At 61.3% G+C, this 18819-nt stretch carries 13 protein-coding genes, 1 tRNA gene and 1 pseudogene; 7 read left to right on the top strand and 8 right to left on the bottom strand.

The features are described 5' to 3' along the window. Positions 1–222: 222 nt before the first annotated feature. The 3 genes from HMPREF2743_RS03210 to HMPREF2743_RS03200 are packed head-to-tail and all read left to right on the top strand — an operon-like array spanning position 223 to position 2441. On the top strand, positions 223–942 hold the full coding sequence (locus HMPREF2743_RS03210) for an Rv1157c family protein (protein ID WP_070745667.1): 720 nt from the start codon (positions 223–225) through the stop codon (positions 940–942). Next, the gene (locus tag HMPREF2743_RS03205; protein WP_070529033.1) at positions 942–1478 is read left to right on the top strand and encodes a ribonuclease FAU-1 family protein; all 537 of its coding nucleotides are present in this window, start codon (positions 942–944) and stop codon (positions 1476–1478) included. The genes HMPREF2743_RS03210 and HMPREF2743_RS03205 overlap by 1 nt, the downstream gene beginning before the upstream one ends. 42 nt (positions 1479–1520) lie before the next feature. Next, positions 1521–2441 carry a DUF808 domain-containing protein gene (locus tag HMPREF2743_RS03200; RefSeq protein WP_070745668.1) on the top strand — a complete coding sequence of 307 codons (921 nt, stop codon included), beginning with the start codon at positions 1521–1523 and terminating at the stop codon, positions 2439–2441. Here the strand turns inward: HMPREF2743_RS03200 and zupT are convergent. Then, a pseudogene (zupT, locus tag HMPREF2743_RS03195) lies at positions 2434–3230 on the bottom strand (zinc transporter ZupT). The gene HMPREF2743_RS03200 and the pseudogene zupT overlap by 8 nt on opposite strands. 9 nt (positions 3231–3239) lie before the next feature. Next, positions 3240–5177: a BCCT family transporter gene (locus tag HMPREF2743_RS03190; RefSeq protein ID WP_070745670.1), complete on the bottom strand. Its 1938-nt coding sequence runs from the start codon at positions 5175–5177 to the stop codon at positions 3240–3242. A gap of 154 nt (positions 5178–5331) precedes the next feature. Here HMPREF2743_RS03190 and HMPREF2743_RS03185 point away from each other — a divergent pair, with 154 nt between their 5' ends. Continuing rightward, the gene (locus HMPREF2743_RS03185) at positions 5332–6156 is read left to right on the top strand and encodes a hypothetical protein (protein ID WP_070624770.1); all 825 of its coding nucleotides are present in this window, start codon (positions 5332–5334) and stop codon (positions 6154–6156) included. 71 nt (positions 6157–6227) lie between these two features. Here the strand turns inward: HMPREF2743_RS03185 and selB are convergent, their stop codons facing one another. The 3 genes from selB to HMPREF2743_RS03170 all read right to left on the bottom strand — a co-directional run bounded on the left by selB (position 6228) and on the right by HMPREF2743_RS03170 (position 9421). Next, positions 6228–8018, bottom strand: coding sequence for a selenocysteine-specific translation elongation factor (gene selB / locus HMPREF2743_RS03180; RefSeq protein WP_070529050.1), 1791 nt, complete (start codon positions 8016–8018; stop codon positions 6228–6230). Then, positions 8019–9302 carry an L-seryl-tRNA(Sec) selenium transferase gene (gene selA / locus HMPREF2743_RS03175; protein ID WP_198531058.1) on the bottom strand — a complete coding sequence of 428 codons (1284 nt, stop codon included), beginning with the start codon at positions 9300–9302 and terminating at the stop codon, positions 8019–8021. 24 nt (positions 9303–9326) lie between these two features. Further along, positions 9327–9421, bottom strand: a tRNA-Sec gene (locus HMPREF2743_RS03170). A 35-nt stretch (positions 9422–9456) separates the two neighbouring features. Between HMPREF2743_RS03170 and selD the strand changes: the two genes are divergently transcribed. Beyond that, positions 9457–10434 carry a selenide, water dikinase SelD gene (selD, locus tag HMPREF2743_RS03165; protein ID WP_070524877.1) on the top strand — a complete coding sequence of 326 codons (978 nt, stop codon included), beginning with the start codon at positions 9457–9459 and terminating at the stop codon, positions 10432–10434. Here the strand turns inward: selD and nrfD are convergent. From nrfD to fdnG, 3 genes are read right to left on the bottom strand one after another with little or no spacing between them, the layout of a single operon-like run. Then, on the bottom strand, positions 10424–11518 hold the full coding sequence (gene nrfD / locus HMPREF2743_RS03160; RefSeq protein WP_070524875.1) for an NrfD/PsrC family molybdoenzyme membrane anchor subunit: 1095 nt from the start codon (positions 11516–11518) through the stop codon (positions 10424–10426). The two genes, selD and nrfD, sit on opposite strands and share 11 nt — an antisense overlap. Next, positions 11515–12558: a 4Fe-4S dicluster domain-containing protein gene (locus HMPREF2743_RS03155; protein WP_070524873.1), complete on the bottom strand. Its 1044-nt coding sequence runs from the start codon at positions 12556–12558 to the stop codon at positions 11515–11517. Before HMPREF2743_RS03155 ends, nrfD begins: the two co-directional genes overlap by 4 nt. A 9-nt stretch (positions 12559–12567) precedes the next feature. Continuing rightward, the gene (fdnG, locus tag HMPREF2743_RS03150) at positions 12568–15840 is read right to left on the bottom strand and encodes a formate dehydrogenase-N subunit alpha (protein WP_232770869.1); all 3273 of its coding nucleotides are present in this window, start codon (positions 15838–15840) and stop codon (positions 12568–12570) included. A gap of 86 nt (positions 15841–15926) precedes the next feature. Between fdnG and HMPREF2743_RS03140 the strand changes: the two genes are divergently transcribed. Both HMPREF2743_RS03140 and HMPREF2743_RS03135 read left to right on the top strand, forming a co-directional pair. Further along, positions 15927–16997 (top strand): lipoate--protein ligase family protein, encoded by a 1071-nt coding sequence (locus HMPREF2743_RS03140; RefSeq protein WP_070529063.1) that lies wholly within the window; start codon positions 15927–15929, stop codon positions 16995–16997. A 117-nt stretch (positions 16998–17114) separates the two neighbouring features. Further along, the gene (locus HMPREF2743_RS03135; protein WP_070597044.1) at positions 17115–18485 is read left to right on the top strand and encodes a dicarboxylate/amino acid:cation symporter; all 1371 of its coding nucleotides are present in this window, start codon (positions 17115–17117) and stop codon (positions 18483–18485) included. Positions 18486–18819 lie beyond the last annotated feature (334 nt).

The following is an 18819-nucleotide window of genomic DNA, read 5'->3' as shown; positions in this document are numbered from 1 at the left end:
AAATATACTCTCTAGCCCTTTCATGTGCAGCATCGCGCGTACCATCCCGCAGAGCGCTGCGGGATGTAACAGAATGGTATCAACAGCCGACATACCGCACAGTAGACCTCTGTTTAGAGTTGACTACATCAAAAAAGTGAATATTGTGGCAGCAGATACTATTGTGGCGCATGTGAATTAGTTTCTGCCGTCACGTCCCCCACCCACACACAAGGATTTTCCATGGCCTTTTCCGAACAGCACTCTTCCCGCTCCGCCCGTCGTGGCGTCGCCGGACTTACTGCTGCCGTGATGATGGGCCTACTCAGCATCACGCCCGCGCATGCCGGCGCCCCCGACCTCTCCTCGCTGGTGAACATCCCACAGAGCAGTAGCCCGCTGGACAGCCTCGGCCGTCCCACCCCGGAGACACAGGAGCGTGTTCGCGCTTTCGCGGCACAGCCATGGATCCCGCAGGAGGCCCGCAGCGCCATCCTCACCGCACTTAATTTCACCGCCGGTGAAGGCGGCGAGGGCGGCGTAGCCATGCCGGAAGGAAATAACCCCGGCTTCCGCCAGTTCTACTGGCCCACGGTCTCCGCGCAGTGCATCGGCGGGCAGGGCGATTCGGTTGGCTCCGCTATCGCCGTGCCCGGCCCGACCGACATGCCGGCCCCAGGTGCAGGCGAAGGCGAAACCGTCTTCCTCTTCACCGCGCTGGGTACCCCGACCGCCGCTGAAGAGCAGGGCGCCATGCACGTCCAGTGGTTCAACTTGGACACCTTCCAGTTCGGCACCACTCCCCTGTTCAACAACGGCATCAACACCGATGGACCCACCACGGTCTCGGGCCGTGCAACGACTGGCAAGGGCACCGTCGTGGCGGTCCTCTCTGGTGCGGTCAACACTGCTGAATCCTCGTGTTCCTTCCCACCTACCGCGGCTTACCTCGAGGTGAACTAATGAGCACTGACCTGCACCCAGTCAAGCAAGAGACCTTCAATACCGCCGACAACATCAATGTCGACCCGAAAGGTTTCCAGCGCGAGGTAGACACCTACCGGGTCACCGACTTTGGCCTCTACATGGCCCGCGGTGCTAACCACCCGCGCTTCGGCTACCTCGAGTCTTGGCTGCTGCCGGACCTTGGCCTGCGCGCCAACATCTTCCACTTCCGCGAGGGTGTGGATGTGCACCAGGACTTCTACATCGACGTTGCCGATATCGACATTGACGGGGACGTGTGGACCACCCGCGATCTCTACGTCGACTTGGTCTCCACCTCCGGCGAGCCGGTCGATGTACTCGACATCGACGAGCTAGCCGCCGCCACCTCCAACGGCCTCATCAGTGCCGAGGAAGCTGAGCGCGCCATGGAGCGAACCCTGACCGCCGTCGAAGGCATTACGCGCTACGGCGATGACGCCATGAATTGGCTGCGTACGCTGGGCATGGACCTTACTTGGGCAGAAAATGTGGAGCTCGTTCCTGCCGAGTAACCTAGGGTGAGTACTTCTCCCCTATCTTAAAGGATGTGAGCCATGGCCGGTGGCCTCTATGCCCTGCTTGACGACGTCGCCCTGATCGCCCGCTCCGCTGCCTCCAGCGTCGACGACGTGGCAGCTTTGGCCGGAAAGACTTCGGTGAAAGCCGCCGGAGTCGTTGTCGATGATGCCGCCGTCACGCCCCAATATGTCCAGGGCGTCAAGCCGCAGCGTGAGCTGCCGATGATTTGGCGTATCACCAAGGGCTCGCTGATCAACAAGCTCGTCATCATCCTGCCGATCGCGCTCATCCTGTCGTGGATCGCGCCCTGGGCGCTCACCCCCATCCTCATGTGCGGGGGTGCTTACCTGTGCTTCGAGGGCGCAGAGAAGATCTTCCATGCTGTCCTCCACCGCGGTGAGAAGGACGAACAGACCGTGGAAGAAAAGGGCCCCGATGCCGAGGACTCCCTGGTCAAGTCCGCTATCACCACGGACCTTATCCTCTCAGCCGAAATTATGGTGATTTCCCTTAACGAGGTCATCGACCAACCATTCTGGCTGCGCCTGGGCGCCTTGGTCACCGTTGGTGTCCTCCTCACCTTGGGCGTCTACGGCGCCGTTGGACTGCTAGTCAAAATGGATGACATCGGCGTGGCCCTGCTCAAGCGCCACGATGGTGACTCTGCCCTGGGCACCGCGTTGGTGAAGGGCATGCCCATTGTGCTCAATATCATCGGCATCATCGGTACCGCCGCCATGCTGTGGGTCGGCGGCCACATCGTGGTCAAGGGCCTGAGCGAATTCGGCGCCGAGCAGCCTTATGGCTTTATCCACCACGTGACCGAGAGCATCAACAACGGCGTCCTCGCCTGGTTGGCGGACACCGGTTTGTCCATGTTGTGCGGCTTTATTTTGGGCGCCGTTATCGTCACCATCATCATGGCGGTCAAGGCCACCGCGGAGCGCGTTAAATAAACATCGCGAGCGACACTGCCATGACCGCCATACCGGCGATAAGGCCGTAGATGGCACAGTGGTGTTCGCCGGTCTCCTCCGCCGTGGGCAAGAGCTCATCGAGGGAGATGAACACCATGATGCCGGCGATGACGGCGAAGCTGATGCCGAAAGTCATCGGCCCGATAAACGGCATCAGCAGCGCGAAGCCGATGAGAGCGCCGAGGGGCTCGGCCAAGCCCGATAGCGTGGCCCACCAGAAGGCTTTCTTGCGTGACCCCGTTGCGCTGCGCAGGGGTACCGCCACCGCAATGCCCTCGGGGTGTTGTGGATGGCAATAGCTACGGCAACGGGAATAGCAATCTCTGGGGCTTCCAGGCCCGAGAGGAACGTGGCGAAGCCCTCGGGGAAATTGTGGATGGCCAGCGCGAAGGCAGTGAACATGCCGGTCTTCATCAGCCTCTTGCGGCGTGCTTCTTCCTCAGTGGTGGCCGGCTCGTGCGGGTTGATCTCCTCCGGCACGAGGCGGTCAATGATGGCGATAATCGCAATGCCCGCGAAGAAGGCCCCCATCATCGTCCAGGTGGCGCGCGCCTCGTCCCCGAGAGTGCTCTCTAGCTTCTTCAGGGCCTCCGGCAGGATTTCCATGAAGGAGACGTAGAGCATCACGCCCGCGGACAAACCCAGGGCAGCCGCCATGAACTTCGGGCCGGGCTCGCGCTTGCCGACGGCTAGGGCGCCACCGATAGACGTCGACAAGCCAGACAGCAGCACGAGGCTGAAAGCGAAGGCAATGGTGGCTAAGTCCATAGTGGGAAACTATAGCTTGTCGGAGTTCTCCTCTGGGGGTAGCACCAGTGACTCGCCATCCTTCACGGTTGGATCATCGTCAGTGTATTCGCCGGTTTCATAGTCATAGCCCACCGCGTGGCCTTCTTCATCCGTGCGTGCGTACCATTCGGTGACTTCCGCTGCGGTGGAATCGAACTCCGCACCGGTGGCGTAATCGGAGTCAACCGCAGTCGGCTCAATGGTTAGCGCGAAGTTATCGCCGTGCTCGCGCACGCCATGGATGACGGCGTTGGAAATTGCCTGATCCTCGTAAAAGGTACGGATGGCCGCGGGGTCGTGCCGCAATTCTCGAATCAGCGCGATGCACATGAGCACAATGATGACCGCGAAAGGCAGAGCCGTCACGGTAATAAGGTTCTGCAGGCCTTGCAGGGCATTGCGGCCGCCCGCGAGAAGAATCACTACGGCGATTCCCGCCATACACATGACCCAGAAGATGGTGACCCCGGGCTTCGGCTTAGGGTTGCCGCGTTGCGTGAGCTGTGAATTCACGATGGACGCGGAATCCGCCGTGGTGATGAAGAAGACGATGAGCATGACGAGCACGAGCGGCGCCATGATCTGCGACCCCGGCAGGTGATCCAGAACGGTGAAGAAGATATCTTCTGCAGGCGGCATGGAATCAATCGTCCCATCGGGAGCAATATCTCCGTCGCGACGCTGCAGCCAGATTGTCGTTCCGCCCAGGATGGTGAAAGCACACACGATGATGGCGGAAGGAATAAGCAAGACGCCCACAATGTACTGGCGGATGGTACGCCCGCGCGAGATCTTGGCCACGAACACGCCAACGAAGGGCGCCCAGGACACCCACCAGGCCCAGTAGAACGTGGTCCACGAGGACAGGAACGACACCATCTCTTCGCCTTGTCCCATGTTGGCGGAGAGCATGCTCGGCATCTCATCGAGGTACTCAATGATGACGGCGGGCAGCATGTTGGCCAGGAAGGCGGTGGGCCCCACGACAAAGAAGAAGACCGCGAGCCCGAGCGCCAAGACAAGGTTGATGTTGGATAGCCAGCGGATTCCTTTCGATACACCCGAGACCGCGGAGAAGATCGTGCCGATGGACAGCACTATGATGATGACCAGCGCCGCCGTGTTGCCCGTGGTTGACCAGCCGCTGACGATTTCCACGCCGCGACTGATCTGCAAAGCTCCAATACCGAGCGTTGCCGCGGTGCCAAAAAGTGTGGCGATGATTGCTAGCCCGTCGATGATGCGCGCGGGCATGGAGTCCGTCTCGCGGTTGCCAAAAAGCGGCATGAGGATAGAACTCATCAACGGCACTCGCCCGCGGCGGTAGGACACGTAGGCCACACACAGTCCGACGATGGCATAGATTGCCCACGCATTGATTCCCCAGTGCATCGCTGCTTGAGCCATCGCACCCATGACGGCTTCATCGCTGGCGGCCTCATAAGCGCCGGGCCGGGGTGACAGGTAGTAGCTCAGCGGCTCAAAGGGGCCGAAGAAGATAATTCCGATGCCGATGCCGGCTCCAAAGAGCATCGCTGCCCAGCTCACAGTAGAGAACTCCGGCTTCTCTCCATCCACGCCCAAGGGAATTTTTCCGTATTTGGAAAAAGCGAGGATGAGGAGCAAGAACATAAGGAATGTTGCCAGCGTGGTAAAGATCCATCCCAGGTTGCGCATGACCCAATCCAAGGCCGCGGAGGAGGCAGTGAAAACCTGCTCGGGCGCGATGACGCCCCAGGCAACGAATGCCACAATGAGTCCGCCCACGACGATCAAAATGGGTTTGTCCACCCCATACTTCACCTTTTGGTCTTCGATGGACACGCCCGGAACCAAGGCGGGATGGATGTTGTGCGGATAGATAATATCTTTAAGAATCCGCTTAGCCTCGCGCGTACGCTTCTTGCTCTGATCGGTATTGTTCACCGAACTACGAGAATCAGCCGTGATGGGTCTTCACTCCTTATTCGATATGTTGTTGTTTAAGTCTTCTATCGACCGTATCGGAGATCCGGCTCCTGCGTAAGCTTGAGACAAGTCCGTCGATTCCCATCTGACCCACGAGGTGACTGACGCAACTATGGCGCTGTATCCGCTAGCTCCTTCTTATTTTGGTGTCGAGCACGTCGCGGTTCTTGAGCACGTGAACTTCTCCACCGCGTTGAGCATCCCTGGGTTGGCGCAGGAGCCTGCGCTCGTCGACGTTTCCTTGCTCCCCGACCCCACCACCGGGGGCTGGCGCGTACATTCAGCTTTCGGTTTCTTGGGTTCACTCGATGGCGAGGAGTCCGCAGAGTATCCCGCCCTGAATCGACTGCGCACGGCGGCGATGAACCCGGCGACGCATGCCACCGTCGACATTGTCGACGGTGAGGTGGAGATCGCCCTCGCCTTGGGGCTCGACCCGTGGATGGTTCCCGCCAACAACCAACCGGCGGGTACCGCGCTGCTCAACGGCGGACAGGGCGCGCTTGTTCGCGTCGCGGAAGGCGAGCTCACCGCATATCAGCTCCGCACGATGGGCACGGAACAGTTCTTCGTGACGCTCGTGCTTCTCGACGACACCGTCCTCGCCACCCACGACAACCTCGTCCTCGGTCCGTGCGCGGGGCTCTCCGATGCCCCAGCGCTGGCCGCCGCGTTCGCGGCCGCCACCCAATCCGGTGCCTCCCTTGCCGCCCGTGCTTATGCTGCCGCGGGCCGCATCGCAGTGGACCTTCCGATAGACCCCGCCGAGCTCTTCGCCCCCGCAGTCCCGCCGTTGCCGATCGACCCGAACAAGCCTGCTATCCCGCCAGTGCTCAACCCCAATGCCGATTGGGAGTTCACTGCCCCGGCCGATCCCCTTGCCTCACCGCTGCCGGCCGGTCCACGCGCCTTCGCGTCCCCCAAAGACACCTTTTAACTGGCACCTTATGCGCTTAACCTAATACACTGACCTGGGATTTCTCCGAAATCCGGCCACAAATGGTGCCGTTACTTTGGTTCCTTTGCCCCTGCCGCGCGCACGAATCGCTTTCCGTCGACTAGGCGCGTCGCCCCCGTGGCGTCGAGGTGCTCCAGCACCGGGATGGCAACCCGGCGCGTCGTTCCAAGTACCTTGCGCGCCTCCGAGAGGGTGAAGGGCTGTTCCAACTGTGAGACCACGGCGAGTGCCTCGCGCGGAGCTGAAGGCAGAAGCACCACACCGTTGGCCAGCCGGAGCAGGCGACCGGCGCGTTCAGCAGCGGCCAGCTCTTTCGGTCCCAGTCCCAGCTCTTTGAGGTCTTCCGCTTCCGGGGCAGCAAAGGGGTCCTCGCGCAGTCGCCGCTCGAGCTCCGCCACTCCCCTCTCCGCGGGGCCGAGGTCGACGGTCTGCCCGGGCATGCGCAGCACGCCATCAACTGTCTCGAGCTTGGCAGCTGCTACCGCTAGGCCTAACAAGGCCGGCTCGGTCAGTCCCAGTGCATCCATGGCCGCTGCCTTCGTCAGCCCCGGGGAGAGCGGATTCGCCTCGGCATGGGCTTCCACAGCCTGAATCAAAGCCCCTTTCCACGCAGTGACCTGACTGGCGGCGATCCACCAGTCGCGGAACTCAATGACTCCCGCCGGCTTCTCTGCCACAGAAAAGCCGTCGCGCACAAGACCACGCAGCTCCGCGTAGCCACAGCGCTTGAGCCACTGGGCCGGGTTCGTTGCTTCTAAAGCTTCTAGCTCAACAGCGCGCTTCTTGGCATCACCGCGCCTATTTAATTCAGCTGGGTGCACATCCACCACTTCTAAACCGGCCACGACGTGCCGCCCGCCCGGACTGCGCACCACAAACCTATCGAGCAAAGTAAGCGGTAACGGGCTTTCCAGAGTCAACCGCGCGAACTCACCTCTTAAAGGCCGCAGCCGCGCGCCCACTCCCGCGGTGCCGATGTGCACCACGAGGTTCTGCGGAAGCTCGCTCATGTCAGTACCGAACGTTCGCCGCACATCCACGGTGTCGAGCACACGCCAGCACCCAGGGCTAAGCAAAGCATCTCCGCGATGAACCTGGTCCGCAGCCACCCCGCGCAAGTTGAGCGCCACGCGCGTGACGGGTGCAGCGCTGTCCACTGCCTTGTTCTCACTGTGCACCCCACGCACCGTGACGCGTTGCCCACTGAGCTCAAGGCCATCGCCTACCGAAACCGTCCCGGCCGCCAGCGTTCCCGTCACCACGGTTCCAGCGCCCTTCACGCTGAAGGCGCGATCCACCCACAACCGCACGCGCGCCTGCGGATCCGACGTGGGCATACCGGCGAGAACCCGGTCCAGTTCGGCACGCAGCTTCTCCACGCCCTCGCCGGTCTTCGCCGAGACTTCGACTACGGGAGCGTCGGCAAGCGCTGTTCCAGCCAGTTCTGCTTTGACCTGCGCGGCTACCTCTGCCCGGCGGGCAGTATCAGCCCTATCAGCACGAGTCAGCGCCACCACGCCGTGCTCGATTCCCAGGGCACGCAACGCGTCACGATGATCGGTGGACTGCGCCTGCCAGCCTTCATCGGCCGCCACCACAAAGAGAACCACCGATGCCGGCCCCACCCCGGCCAGCATGTTGCCCAAGAACTTCTCGTGCCCCGGCACATCGACAAATGCGACGTCCGCGCCCGAGCCCAGCCTCGTCCACACAAATCCTAAATCGATGGTCAATCCGCGCCGCTTTTCTTCCTCCCAGCGGTCCGGTTCCATCCCCGTCAGCGCCTTGACCAGGCTCGACTTGCCGTGATCCACGTGCCCCGCAGTGGCCACTACATACACCTAGATCACCGCCCGCAATGCCGCGATGAGCTCGGCATCCTGTGCCTCCGGCACACACCGCACATCCACCAGGCAGCGCCCCTGATTCACGCGCGCCACCACAGGAGGCTCACCCAACCGCAACGGCCGTGCCAACTCCTCTGGCAACGCCACGGCCCACCCCGGTAGCGGCACCTCGGGTGCCCCGCCACCGCCGACGCGTCCGGCGTGTTCGACGACCTCACCGCCAACTGCCGCTGCCACCTTCTCCGTGCGCTCGCGGTGGCGCTGCGGATCAATGTGGAGCGCGTCCTGCACGGCGTTGGAGGGCGTGGACAGAGAGGCCTCGAGCGCGTTGAGCCGTAGCTTATCGATGCGCACCGCCCGCGCCAACGGATCTTTCTTGCACGCAGTAATCGCTTCCTTTGCACCGACGAGCACCCCGGCCTGCGGGCCGCCGAGCAGCTTATCCCCTGAAAAGAGGACAACGTCGGCGCCATCGCGAAGAGCCTCGCTGGCGGAGGGTTCTGCCGGCAGCGCGTCATCTGGTCTAAGCAACCCCGAACCGATATCCACGATGAGCGGCAAGTCGGTGAGCGCACGAAGCTCAGCAACCGATACCGAAGAAGTGAACCCACTGATCAGGAAGTTGGAGGGATGCACCTTCAAGATGGCTCCCGTGTCCTCCCCCATCGCCCGCTCATAGTCCGCCAGGTGAGTGCGGTTCGTAGCGCCGACCTCGCGCAAGCGGGTGGCCGTGGACTCGATGAGCTCGGGCAAGCGGAATCCCGCGCCAATCTCGATGAGCTCACCGCGGGAGATGATGACTTCCTTGCCAGGGGCCAAGGCCGCCGTAGCCAACAGCAGCGCGGAGGCACCGTTGTTCACTATCAGCGCATCCTCCGCGCCGGGGCATGCAGCCAATACCGCATCAACGGCCGCGCGGCCCCTATCTCGTGAGCGCAGGCCGCTGTCCAGATCCATCTCAACGTCCGTATACGATGCCGCGGACACTAGCGCATCTACCGCTGCCGGCGGTAAAGGAGCCCTGCCCAAGTTCGTGTGGATGATGACGCCAGTGGCGTTGATGACGTGGCGCAAGGAATATGGCTGCACAGCATCGAGCCTGGTGGCCAGCTCCTCCTCAATCTGGGAGGGGGCGAGGGAGCCGGAGCGGGCGTCGGCAAGCACGGCGTCGATGATCCCGCGCACCGAGTGCGGCGCCAGGCGGTGGTGGGCATCCTGCACCGCCGGGTACTGGAGGATCTCATCCATCTTCGGGATAAAGCGGCGGGGGTCAGTCATCAAAGTTCCTCCTAGCTGCGCACATGGCGGAGACGGACAGGAATCGAACCTGCCAGACCGAGATGCTCGGCCTCACCGGTTTTGAAGACCGGGGCGCCCACCAGGACACGTACGCCTCCGTCTGCTCACCTTACACGGGGCTAAAGTAGGACTTATGACTGACATTAAACTTACGTCCTTTGCCGCCGGTGGCGGTTGCGCCTGCAAGATTCCCCCGGGAGAACTCGAGTCTGCTGTGGAGGGCCTCGTGGGCACCGCGGACCCCAACGTGCTGGTCGGGCTTGACGACGGCGACGATGCCTCCGCCGTGCGCATCCCCAACGGCCTGGCGGTCATCTCTACCGCGGATTTCTTCACGCCGATGCTCAATGACCCTTATGACTGGGGCCGCGTGGCTGCTGCCAATGCGCTTTCCGACGTCTACGCCATGGGCGGCACCCCCATCACCGCCATCAACCTGGTTGGCTGGCCACGCGAGGTGCTTGGTCTCGACATTTTGCGCGAGGTTCTGCGCGGCGGCATGGACGTGGCATCTCAGGCCGGCATCTCCATTACCGGCGGCCACTCCATCACCGCACCGGAACCCACCTATGGTTTGGCAGCCACGGGTATCGTCCACCCGGATAAAATCCTGCGCAACGACGCCGCCGAAGCTGGACTTCCCATCACGCTGACCAAGCCGATTGGCGTGGGCATCCTCAATAACAAGCACAAAACCACCGGTGAGGTCTCCCAGGCCGCGGTGGACTCCATGACCGCGCTTAATCGGGATGCCTCTGCGGCAGCCGTGGCGGCCGGGGTGCGCGCGGCAACCGATGTCACCGGCTTTGGTCTTCTGGGCCATCTCTACAAGATGTGCCGCGCCTCCGGTATAGGCGCAGAGCTGGACTTCTCAGCTGTTCCTGCGATTGAAGGTGCCAAGGATGCCTTGGCGGATGGCTTCATCCCGGGTGGCTCGCGCCGCAATCTGGATTGGGTGCGCCCCCACCTCGACACAGATTTGAGCGAGGAAGACTTGATTTTCCTCGCCGATGCCCAAACATCCGGTGGACTCCTCGTCATCGGCGAGGTTCCCGGCTACCCAGTCATTGGCCGGACTGTGCCGGGCGATGCACGGATTTCTATCCGCTAGTCACCGTCGAATGGCTGAGGCCCTCTGCCCTGCGGCGGGCTTCAGCGCGCCGCTTTTGGGGGCCAATGCTTGTCGACGGATCCTTCACCGCCTCCAGCCCAGCGTTGAGCACGCCAAAGCGCGTGCACGCGGATCCCGCCATGAGCGCCACGCCGGATACCACCGACACCGCGCGCGACTTTGTCGCCGACGCGATTACGGTTCCCACCCCACCCGCGGCGATGAGCGCCTCAGAGGCCTTCATGAGTTTCCCGGGCGTGCCTTCGTGCAGCGGGCGAAGAGGCTCAGGCTCCATGTTCGCTTCCATGACACGGGTCGCGGCCAGATCGGCCGCTGCGGCAGTAATACCGAGCGCTCGTGCCGCGCCCGCATTCTCCACCGGGGTAAAGACCATGACAGCACCCGACGCCGCTGCCGAGGCCGAGGACACGAACACATAGGGCAGGTGCTTCTTCGCGTCATTCCACGTCGGGTTTGATGTGTTGGCCAACAGCACCGCGGTGTAACCCGCCAGCGGTCCGCCAAGCACGCCGGCGACAGCGCCTGCTGGGCCCGCGGCCTTATTGAGGAGGCGGCGAAGCGGCTCCGGCAGCACACCACCGACCAGCTCGTCCGCTTCCACGACCGCGGGCAGGGCCGCGGCGGAAGCGAAGCTGCCCAGGATCCACGAGCCGATGGACATCGGCGAGGTCACCTTGAAGACGCGGAACATGTTGAGCAGGCGCTCTGGGCGGCCGAGGTCCAGCACCAAAAAGACCGAACCTACCGACGCCGCGGAGAAAGCCGTCAACCGCGTCGAGCGTTTCAGCGGTGCGTTCCCAGTGGCCTGGGCACCGGCGGCCAACATCGCAGAACCGCCGGCCACGCCGCCGAGGAAGAAATAGCCGCCGATGGGCCACTCCCACGGCGGGGCCTTGACTACTGGCTTGCCGTAATACGAGGAGAACTCGAAGTCCTCGGCCATGCGCTCTTCTTTGGAACCATCCTGTGCGCCGGCTCCGACTCGTCCACGCCGGCGCTTCTTGCCGCCGCCACGCCTGCGCCTAGGCTCCTGCGGCGGGCGGTACTCATCAAACTCGCTCACTTGCGGCCTCCCAACATGAATGCCCCGGCCACAGCCAGCGCCATTCCTCCGATAGCTTTCGCTGCGGTCTTGTACATCTGCGGCAAATCCGCCGTGGGCACGCGCGGATCCGGCGGCAGCCCATAAACCTCAGGAGAGTCGAGCAACAAGAAGATTGATCCCGTTCCCCCAACACCATCTTGCGAGTTTGCTCCGTAGAGACGAGCCTCCGTCAGCCCTTGCTCGTGGAGGACGCGCACGCGCTCCCGCGCTGCGGCAAGCATCTCCTCGTAGGGGCCGAATTGGATGGAGTCCGTCGGGCAGGTCTTGGCGCAGGCAGGCTGCTCACCAATTTTCAGGCGGTCATAGCACATGGTGCATTTCTGGGCCACGCCCAGATTCTTAATGGGCATGGCCTGTCCCGGTGTATGGTCGGGGCCCTGCGGCTTGAGTTGCTTCAGCTTTGCCAACACGTTTACGCCCGCGTGGTCCGGAACCTGGTAGTCCACGGTGGCCGTTTTATCCGCCTTCAGCGTCACGCCGCCGTCATCGCGGCGCTCAATCACGCCGAACGGACAACCGGCCACGCATGTCCCGCAACCATTGCACACATCATCTTGGACCACGACGGTGCCGAATTCGGAACGGAACAGCGCGCCTGTCGGGCACACGTCCAAGCATCCAGCGTTGGTGCAATGCTTGCACACGTCGGAGGACATCAACCACCGGAAATCATCGGTATCCGGGGTCATGCTTGGGGCGGAAGCTTTGGGCATGCCTAGCGAAACAAGTTTCCGTCCCTCCTCGCGAGCCTGTTGAATACGCTCGTTGCTTTGCTCAATGAAGGCCACGTGGCGCCAAGTATTGGCGCCCAGCGAACCAGTGTTGTCATAAGAGTCACCGGTGACCGCGTACCCCTCAACCGGGTTTCGGTTCCACTCTTTACACGCCACCTCGCAGGCCTTGCAGCCAATGCAAATCGAGGTATCCGTAAAGAAAGCCATGCGCTGATAGGACTCATAGCCGTGCTTATCAGCCTTTTCGGTCAAAAGATTAGCCATTGGTCCTCCTTAGCTTTCTTTGCCTTCATAGTCGGCGACGTTTCCAGCAGTCGCATCATCACCCGTGTTGTCCTCGGTAGCTGCTTTCTCAGTGCTGAAGGCATCGTCAACATCCAGGATCCGGTTGCCGGAGTCCACGGTGAGGTGTGCTCGTTCTTGGTACTCGTGCAAGAGCTGAAGACGTGCCTCGCCACGCGGGCGGCGGCCCGGCTGGATATCGCACGCGCCCACCTTGGAATTCTGGATGAATACGTTTGGTTCCAGGGTCAGGCCCAACAGGTCGTTGGCGCCATCGCCGGCTACCTCGGTGGTCTCCGATTCTCCGTAGTGATACGGCAGACCGATCTGGTGGAAGTCCTCACCATTGATAGTAAGCATCTCCATGCGGTCCGTTACCAGAACCTGTGCCTCGATGACACCGCGTGGGGACACGATGGTGGCCCACTCACCGTTGACCAATCCACGCTTGGCGGCCAGCTCCTTGTCCACCTCGCAGAAGAGTCCCGGCTGCAGCTCCGCCAAATAAGGCAGGCGGCGTGACATCGCACCCGAGGTATACATCTCCGTCAGGCGATAGGTGGAGAAGACGAACGGGAAAACATCAGCACCGCGCTCCCCCGGCTCCGGGCGGGAGAGGTTGTCTTCGCGCTTAATTGTCAGACGCGTCGGCGACTGCTGCTGCTTGTACAGCGCATTGTGTACCGGTGATTCTTGCGGCTCGTAGTGAGTCGGCAGCGGGCCGTCAGACAATCCCTTCGGCGCGAACAGCCAGCCTAGGCCGTCGGCCTGCATGATAAACGGATCGTCGCCATCGAGGGCATCAGGGCCAATGGCGTCGACAGGTGCCACGTAGTCCGGGCGCTTCGTCAACGGGAAGTCGGGCACGTCATCGCCAACCCACTTTCCTTGCTCTTCATCCCACCAGATGTACTTCTTGCGCTCCGACCACGGAGTTCCATCCGGCTTTGCGGAAGCACGGTTGTACAAGATGCGGCGATTGGCCGGCCAGACCCAACCCCAGTCGAGAGCAACCTCGTTTTGCTCCGAACCCGGAACCTTCTTCGCGGCATGGTTGATGCCGTCCTTGTACACACCGGTGTAAATCCAGCAACCGCCGGAGGTGGAGCCATCGGTACGCATTTCTGTAAAGGCAGGCAAGAGCTGCCCCTTCTTCGGGCCGTCGAGATAGTAACCGTTGATCTCCCGCAAAATCTCATCCGAGCTCGGATCGCCGTGCTCATCTTCGGTGTAGTCCCAAGTTACGGACTTGATTGGCAGGTCGCGCGGATCAGTCGAATCCGCGAGGCGCTCCCTAATCTTCTTGCCCAGCTGGTAGAAGAACCACGCCTCACTGCGCGCTTGCCCAGGCGGCGGAACCGCTTGGAAACGCCACTGGACCATGCGCTGAGTCTGGGTAAAAGTTCCGGACTTCTCCACGTGGGTAGCTGCCGGCATGAGGAAGACCTCAGTAGCAATGTCCTCAGTCTTCAGCTCGCCGTTCTTAATCTCCGGCGAATCCTTCCAGAAGCTTGCGGTCTCAATCTCTTGGAAGTCGCGTACCACCAGCCACTTCAGGGAAGCGAGACCGCGGCGCTGCATACCACCGTTGGACTGCGCCACCGCCGGATTCTGACCGAAGACAAAGTAGCCCTCTACCTCATGGCGCAGCATGGCCAGCAAGGTCTCATAGGTCGAGTGTGCTCCAGAGAGGCGCGGCATGAGGTTAAAGCCCCAGTCGTTCTCCTTGGTAGCAGCATCGCCCCAGTAGGACTTCATGAGCGAGACCGCGTAGTTCTCGCCCAATTGCCAGAAGCCCTTCTGGTCCGCCGCGCGGAAAGAATCCAGGTAATCCGCCCAGGTTTCCTGGTCCACATGCGGCATGGGCAGGTAGCCCGGAAGCGAGTTGAACAGGGTCGGGATATCCGTCGAACCCTGAATCGAAGCATGCCCGCGTAGCGCCATGATGCCGGAACCGGGGCGGCCCACGTTACCCATGAGCAGCTGCAGGATTGCCGCGGTGCGGATGAACTGTGCACCCAAAGTGTGCTGGGTAAAGCCCAGCGCGTAGGCGAAGCACGTCGTGCGCTCCGGGTTGGAATTCTGCGCAATGGAATCCGCCAAGTAGTAGAAGTCCTCCGGCGAAATACCGCAGGTCTCCTCCACCATCTCCGGGGTGTAGCGCGAGTAGTGGCGCTTGAGAATCTGGAAGACCGTGTTCGGGTCCTCCAGCGTCATGTCCTTCTCCACGTTCCACGAGGAGCCCTCGGGCTTTTGGACATATTGCCACGAGTCCGTGACATATTTGCCCTTCTCTGCGTCGTATCCAGAGAACAGGCCCTCCAAATCCTCGGTGTCCTTAAAGCCCGGCGAAATTATCGACGCCGCGTTGGTGTAATTCACCACATAATCGTGGAAATACAGGTCATTATCCAGCACGTACTTGATAATCGCGCCGAGCAACACCACGTCGGTGCCACCGCGAATACCGATGTGACGGTTCGCAAAGGCAGACGTACGCGTATAACGCGGATCAACGTGAATAATGCGCGCGCCGCGCTTCTTGGCTTCAACGACCCATTGGAAACCAACTGGGTGGCATTCCGCCATGTTAGAACCCTCGATGACGATGCAGTCCGCATTCGCCATATCCTGCAGCGGTTGGGTTGCGCCGCCGCGGCCAAACGAAGTTCCTAGACTAGGAACGGTGGCGGAGTGTCATATGCGCGCCTGGTTTTCCACCTGAATGGCGCCGGTGGCAGTAAACAGCTTCTTGATGAGGTAGTTCTCCTCATTATCCAGCGTCGCACCGCCCAGCCCAGCGATACCCATCGTGCGGTTAAGGGGACGCCCCTGCTTATCGACGTCCTCCCAGTGCCTTGCGCGCGATTCCACGAAGCGGTCCGCGATCATGTTCATCGCGGTCTCTTCATCGAGCTCCTGCCATTCGGTGGCGTAGGGTGCTCGGTACTTGATCGTGGTGATGCGAGTCGAGGAGTTAATGAGCTGCTCAGAGGCCGAGCCCTTAGGACACAGACGCCCGCGGGAAATTGGGGAGTCCGGATCGCCCTCGATTTGGATGACCTTGTCATCCTTGACATAGACGCGCTGGGAACAGCCCACCGCGCAATAGGGGCACACCGATTGCACCACGCGGTCCGCGTCTACGGTGCGTCCGCGCAGATCTTCGCTCTTAGCCGACTGCGTAGACACATCGCGACCGAAGGCATCCTTGTTCCGGATCTGGCGCACGACGGGCCAGTTCAGTGGGCTAAAACGTGACATACCTTAAACCTACTTGCTTGCCCCAGCGTTTTCCAGCTGCCACTACCCCGCCTCTCCGAACAGCACCGCTGAGTACGCTGACAACTATGAACCACACTAAGCACTTTGAGCTCAAGGTCCCCGGCGGCAAGTTGCTCGTCGTTGACCTCGATTTAGACACCGACAACACCGTCACTGCCGCGAAGGTTTCCGGCGACTTCTTCCTCGAGCCTGAGGAGGCCTATGAGGCACTAGCCCCCGCCTTGGTCGGCACCACCACCGCCACCTCGACAGAAGAGATCCAGTCCCGCCTCGATGCAGCCCTTGCACGAATCGATTCACCCGTAGCTCTCCATGGCTTTGACACCCACCACCTTGCCGTCACCGTTAAGCGCGCGCTGTCTGGTGGCACCGATTTCACCGACCACCACTGGGAGATCCTGCGCCCAGGTGTTCTCCCCACGCCCGTAAATGTCGCACTTGACGAGGTTCTCCTCAACGAAGTTGCTGAAGGAAAGCGCGGGCCCACGCTCCGATTTTGGGAATGGGAAGATCGTGCCGTCGTATTCGGTTCCTACCAGTCCTATGCCAATGAGCTGGATCAGGAGGGCGTCGACAAGCACGGCATTGTTCCGGTGCGCCGAATCTCCGGCGGTGGCGCGATGTTCATGGAGGGTGGCAATTGCGTGACCTATTCCCTGTACGCCCCGGAGTCGCTCGTGGCCGGCTATTCCTACGAGGCCAGCTACGAATACCTGGACCAGTGGGTGCTCGCGGCGCTGAACAAGCTTGGCGTCAATGCATGGTACGTGCCGATTAATGACATCACCTCGGACGGCGGCAAGATTGGCGGCGCCGCCCAGAAGCGCCGTAAGGGCGCGGTACTGCATCACACCACGATGAGCTATGACATCGATGCGGACAAGATGATGGAGGTCTTGCGCATCGGCAAGGTCAAGGTCTCGTCCAAGGGTCTTGCCAGCGCAAAGAAGCGCGTCGACCCGCTCCGCCGCCAGACTGGCGTGCCCCGCGAGGAGATCATCGAGACCATGGCGCGCGAGTTCGCCACCCGCTATGGCGCCATCGACGCCGAGCTTTCCGACGACTCCCTCGCCGCCGCCCGCCACCTCGTCGACACCAAATTCCTCAACGATGAATGGACCAAGCGTATCCCATAATTTGCGGGGGAATTTCTGGGCAGCGTACGGTGTTATAAGTTCAAGTGAACCGATCGGTATGATCGTACCGAACTAAATGGTCCATTTCTATACAACACTGTCTAGAAGGAAAATCTCGTGTCAGACACTTCCTCTCGTGCATCCTCACGCACGCTGCCCTCGTGGGCCACCGGCTTTGGCGCCCAAGTTATCGCCGGTCTCATCATCGGCCTTATTCTCGGCTTCATCGCCTCCGGCATGGAGTCCGAGTGGCTCTCCGATACCCTGTCCGGCGTCGGCGGCGCGTACGTCCAATTACTCAAGGTGATGGTCCCGCCGCTCATCTTCGCGGCTGTCGTCACCTCGGTTGCCAACCTGCGCAAGGTGGCTAACGCCGCCTCGCTGGCGATCTCTACTCTGGTCTGGTTTGCCATTACGGCCTTCTTCTCCGTCTTGGCTGGCATTCTCGTCGCCCTCGTGATGAAGCCGGGCGTAGGCACAACTGTCGATGCTTCCACCGCCGCCGACCCATCCCACATCGGCTCCTGGACCGCTTTCCTCCAGCAACTTGTCCCCGCCAACTTCTTCGGTCTCACCGCTTCGCTGAGCGAAGATGAAATCTCCCTCAGCTTCGGTGCCCTTCAGCTCCTTGTCATTTCCCTTGTGCTGGGCATCGCCGCGGTCAAGGCTGGCAAGGCGGCCGATCCCTTCCTGCACTTCACCGAATCTTTCCTCAAGGTCATCCAGGTGGTCCTCTGGTGGATCATCCGCCTTGCCCCGATTGGCACCGCCGCCCTCATCGGCAAAGCCGTGGCCACCTATGGTTGGGACGCGCTTAGCTCCTTGGGCAAGTTCGTCCTCGCGATGTATGTGGGCCTTGCACTTGTAATTTTCGTGGTCTACCCCGCCGTGCTCGCATTCAACCGGATCCCGGTAGTTGGCTTCTACAAGCGAGTCTGGCCCGTCTTTTCCCTTGGCTTCGTCACCCGTTCCTCCATGGGCGTCATGCCAGTTACCCAGCGCTTTACGGAAAAGGCCATGGGCGTACCCCGCGAATACGCCTCCTTCGCCATTCCGCTGGGCGCTACCACGAAGATGGACGGCTGCGCTTCCGTCTACCCGGCCATCGCCGCCATCTTCATTGCACAGTTCTACGGCGTTGATCTCTCCTTCACCCAGTACCTGCTCATCATCTTCGTTTCCGTCATTGGTTCCGCAGCAACCGCCGGCACGACCGGCGCTACCGTCATGCTGACGCTGACGCTCTCCACGTTGGGCCTTCCGCTCGCCGGCGTGGGTCTGTTGCTGGCCATCGAACCCATCATTGATATGGGACGCACCGCCGTCAACGTCACCGGCCAATCACTGTGTGCCACCATCGTGGCCAAGCGCGCCGGCATTCAAGACGAAGCCGTCTGGGATGCTGCTGGTAACGGAGTCTCACACATAATGAACGAGGACCAAGACGCAGACGAGCCCGAGACACAGCCGGTCAACACGACTGCATAACTCTTCCTGCCCCTCCCCAAGCCTTCCTAACACGCAAGAGCCGTGTAGGAAGGCTTTGGTATTTCTGCCCCAGGCGAAGGGCTTTACCCGTCGTTCTTTTCGACGGTGGGTGTGTTCTTGGTTTCTTGTCCTTTCGGTTGTTTGGAGTGGTGTCGTCGTTTGATTCGACGAGGGCTAGGCCCCTGTTCTTCGTTATCGTCGTCGTTTGAATCGACGGGGTTTAGAAGGGGATGTCCTCGCCGTTGTCGGTGTTGGTCTGGGTTTCGGCTTCGGTGTTGGCTTTGGTTTTGGCTTGTTGTTGTGCGTAGTCGTCGAGTTCTTGTTTGAGGTGTTG

This window comes from Corynebacterium sp. HMSC036D02, from assembly GCF_001836165.1.
Classification (GTDB): Bacteria; Actinomycetota; Actinomycetes; order Mycobacteriales; family Mycobacteriaceae; genus Corynebacterium.
This window is presented reverse-complemented; position numbering and strand designations above follow the sequence as displayed.

Excerpts from the sequence above, each read along its gene's own strand:
- HMPREF2743_RS03210 (WP_070745667.1), top strand. The coding sequence starts at position 223 with ATGGCCTTTTCCGAACAGCACTCTTCCCGCTCCGCCCGTCGTGGCGTC.
- HMPREF2743_RS03205 (WP_070529033.1), top strand. The coding sequence starts at position 942 with ATGAGCACTGACCTGCACCCAGTCAAGCAAGAGACCTTCAATACCGCC.
- HMPREF2743_RS03200 (WP_070745668.1), top strand. The coding sequence starts at position 1,521 with ATGGCCGGTGGCCTCTATGCCCTGCTTGACGACGTCGCCCTGATCGCC.
- HMPREF2743_RS03185 (WP_070624770.1), top strand. The coding sequence starts at position 5,332 with ATGGCGCTGTATCCGCTAGCTCCTTCTTATTTTGGTGTCGAGCACGTC.
- selA (WP_198531058.1), bottom strand. The coding sequence starts at position 9,302 with ATGACTGACCCCCGCCGCTTTATCCCGAAGATGGATGAGATCCTCCAG.
- selD (WP_070524877.1), top strand. The coding sequence starts at position 9,457 with ATGACTGACATTAAACTTACGTCCTTTGCCGCCGGTGGCGGTTGCGCC.
- HMPREF2743_RS03155 (WP_070524873.1), bottom strand. The coding sequence starts at position 12,558 with ATGGCTAATCTTTTGACCGAAAAGGCTGATAAGCACGGCTATGAGTCC.
- HMPREF2743_RS03140 (WP_070529063.1), top strand. The coding sequence starts at position 15,927 with ATGAACCACACTAAGCACTTTGAGCTCAAGGTCCCCGGCGGCAAGTTG.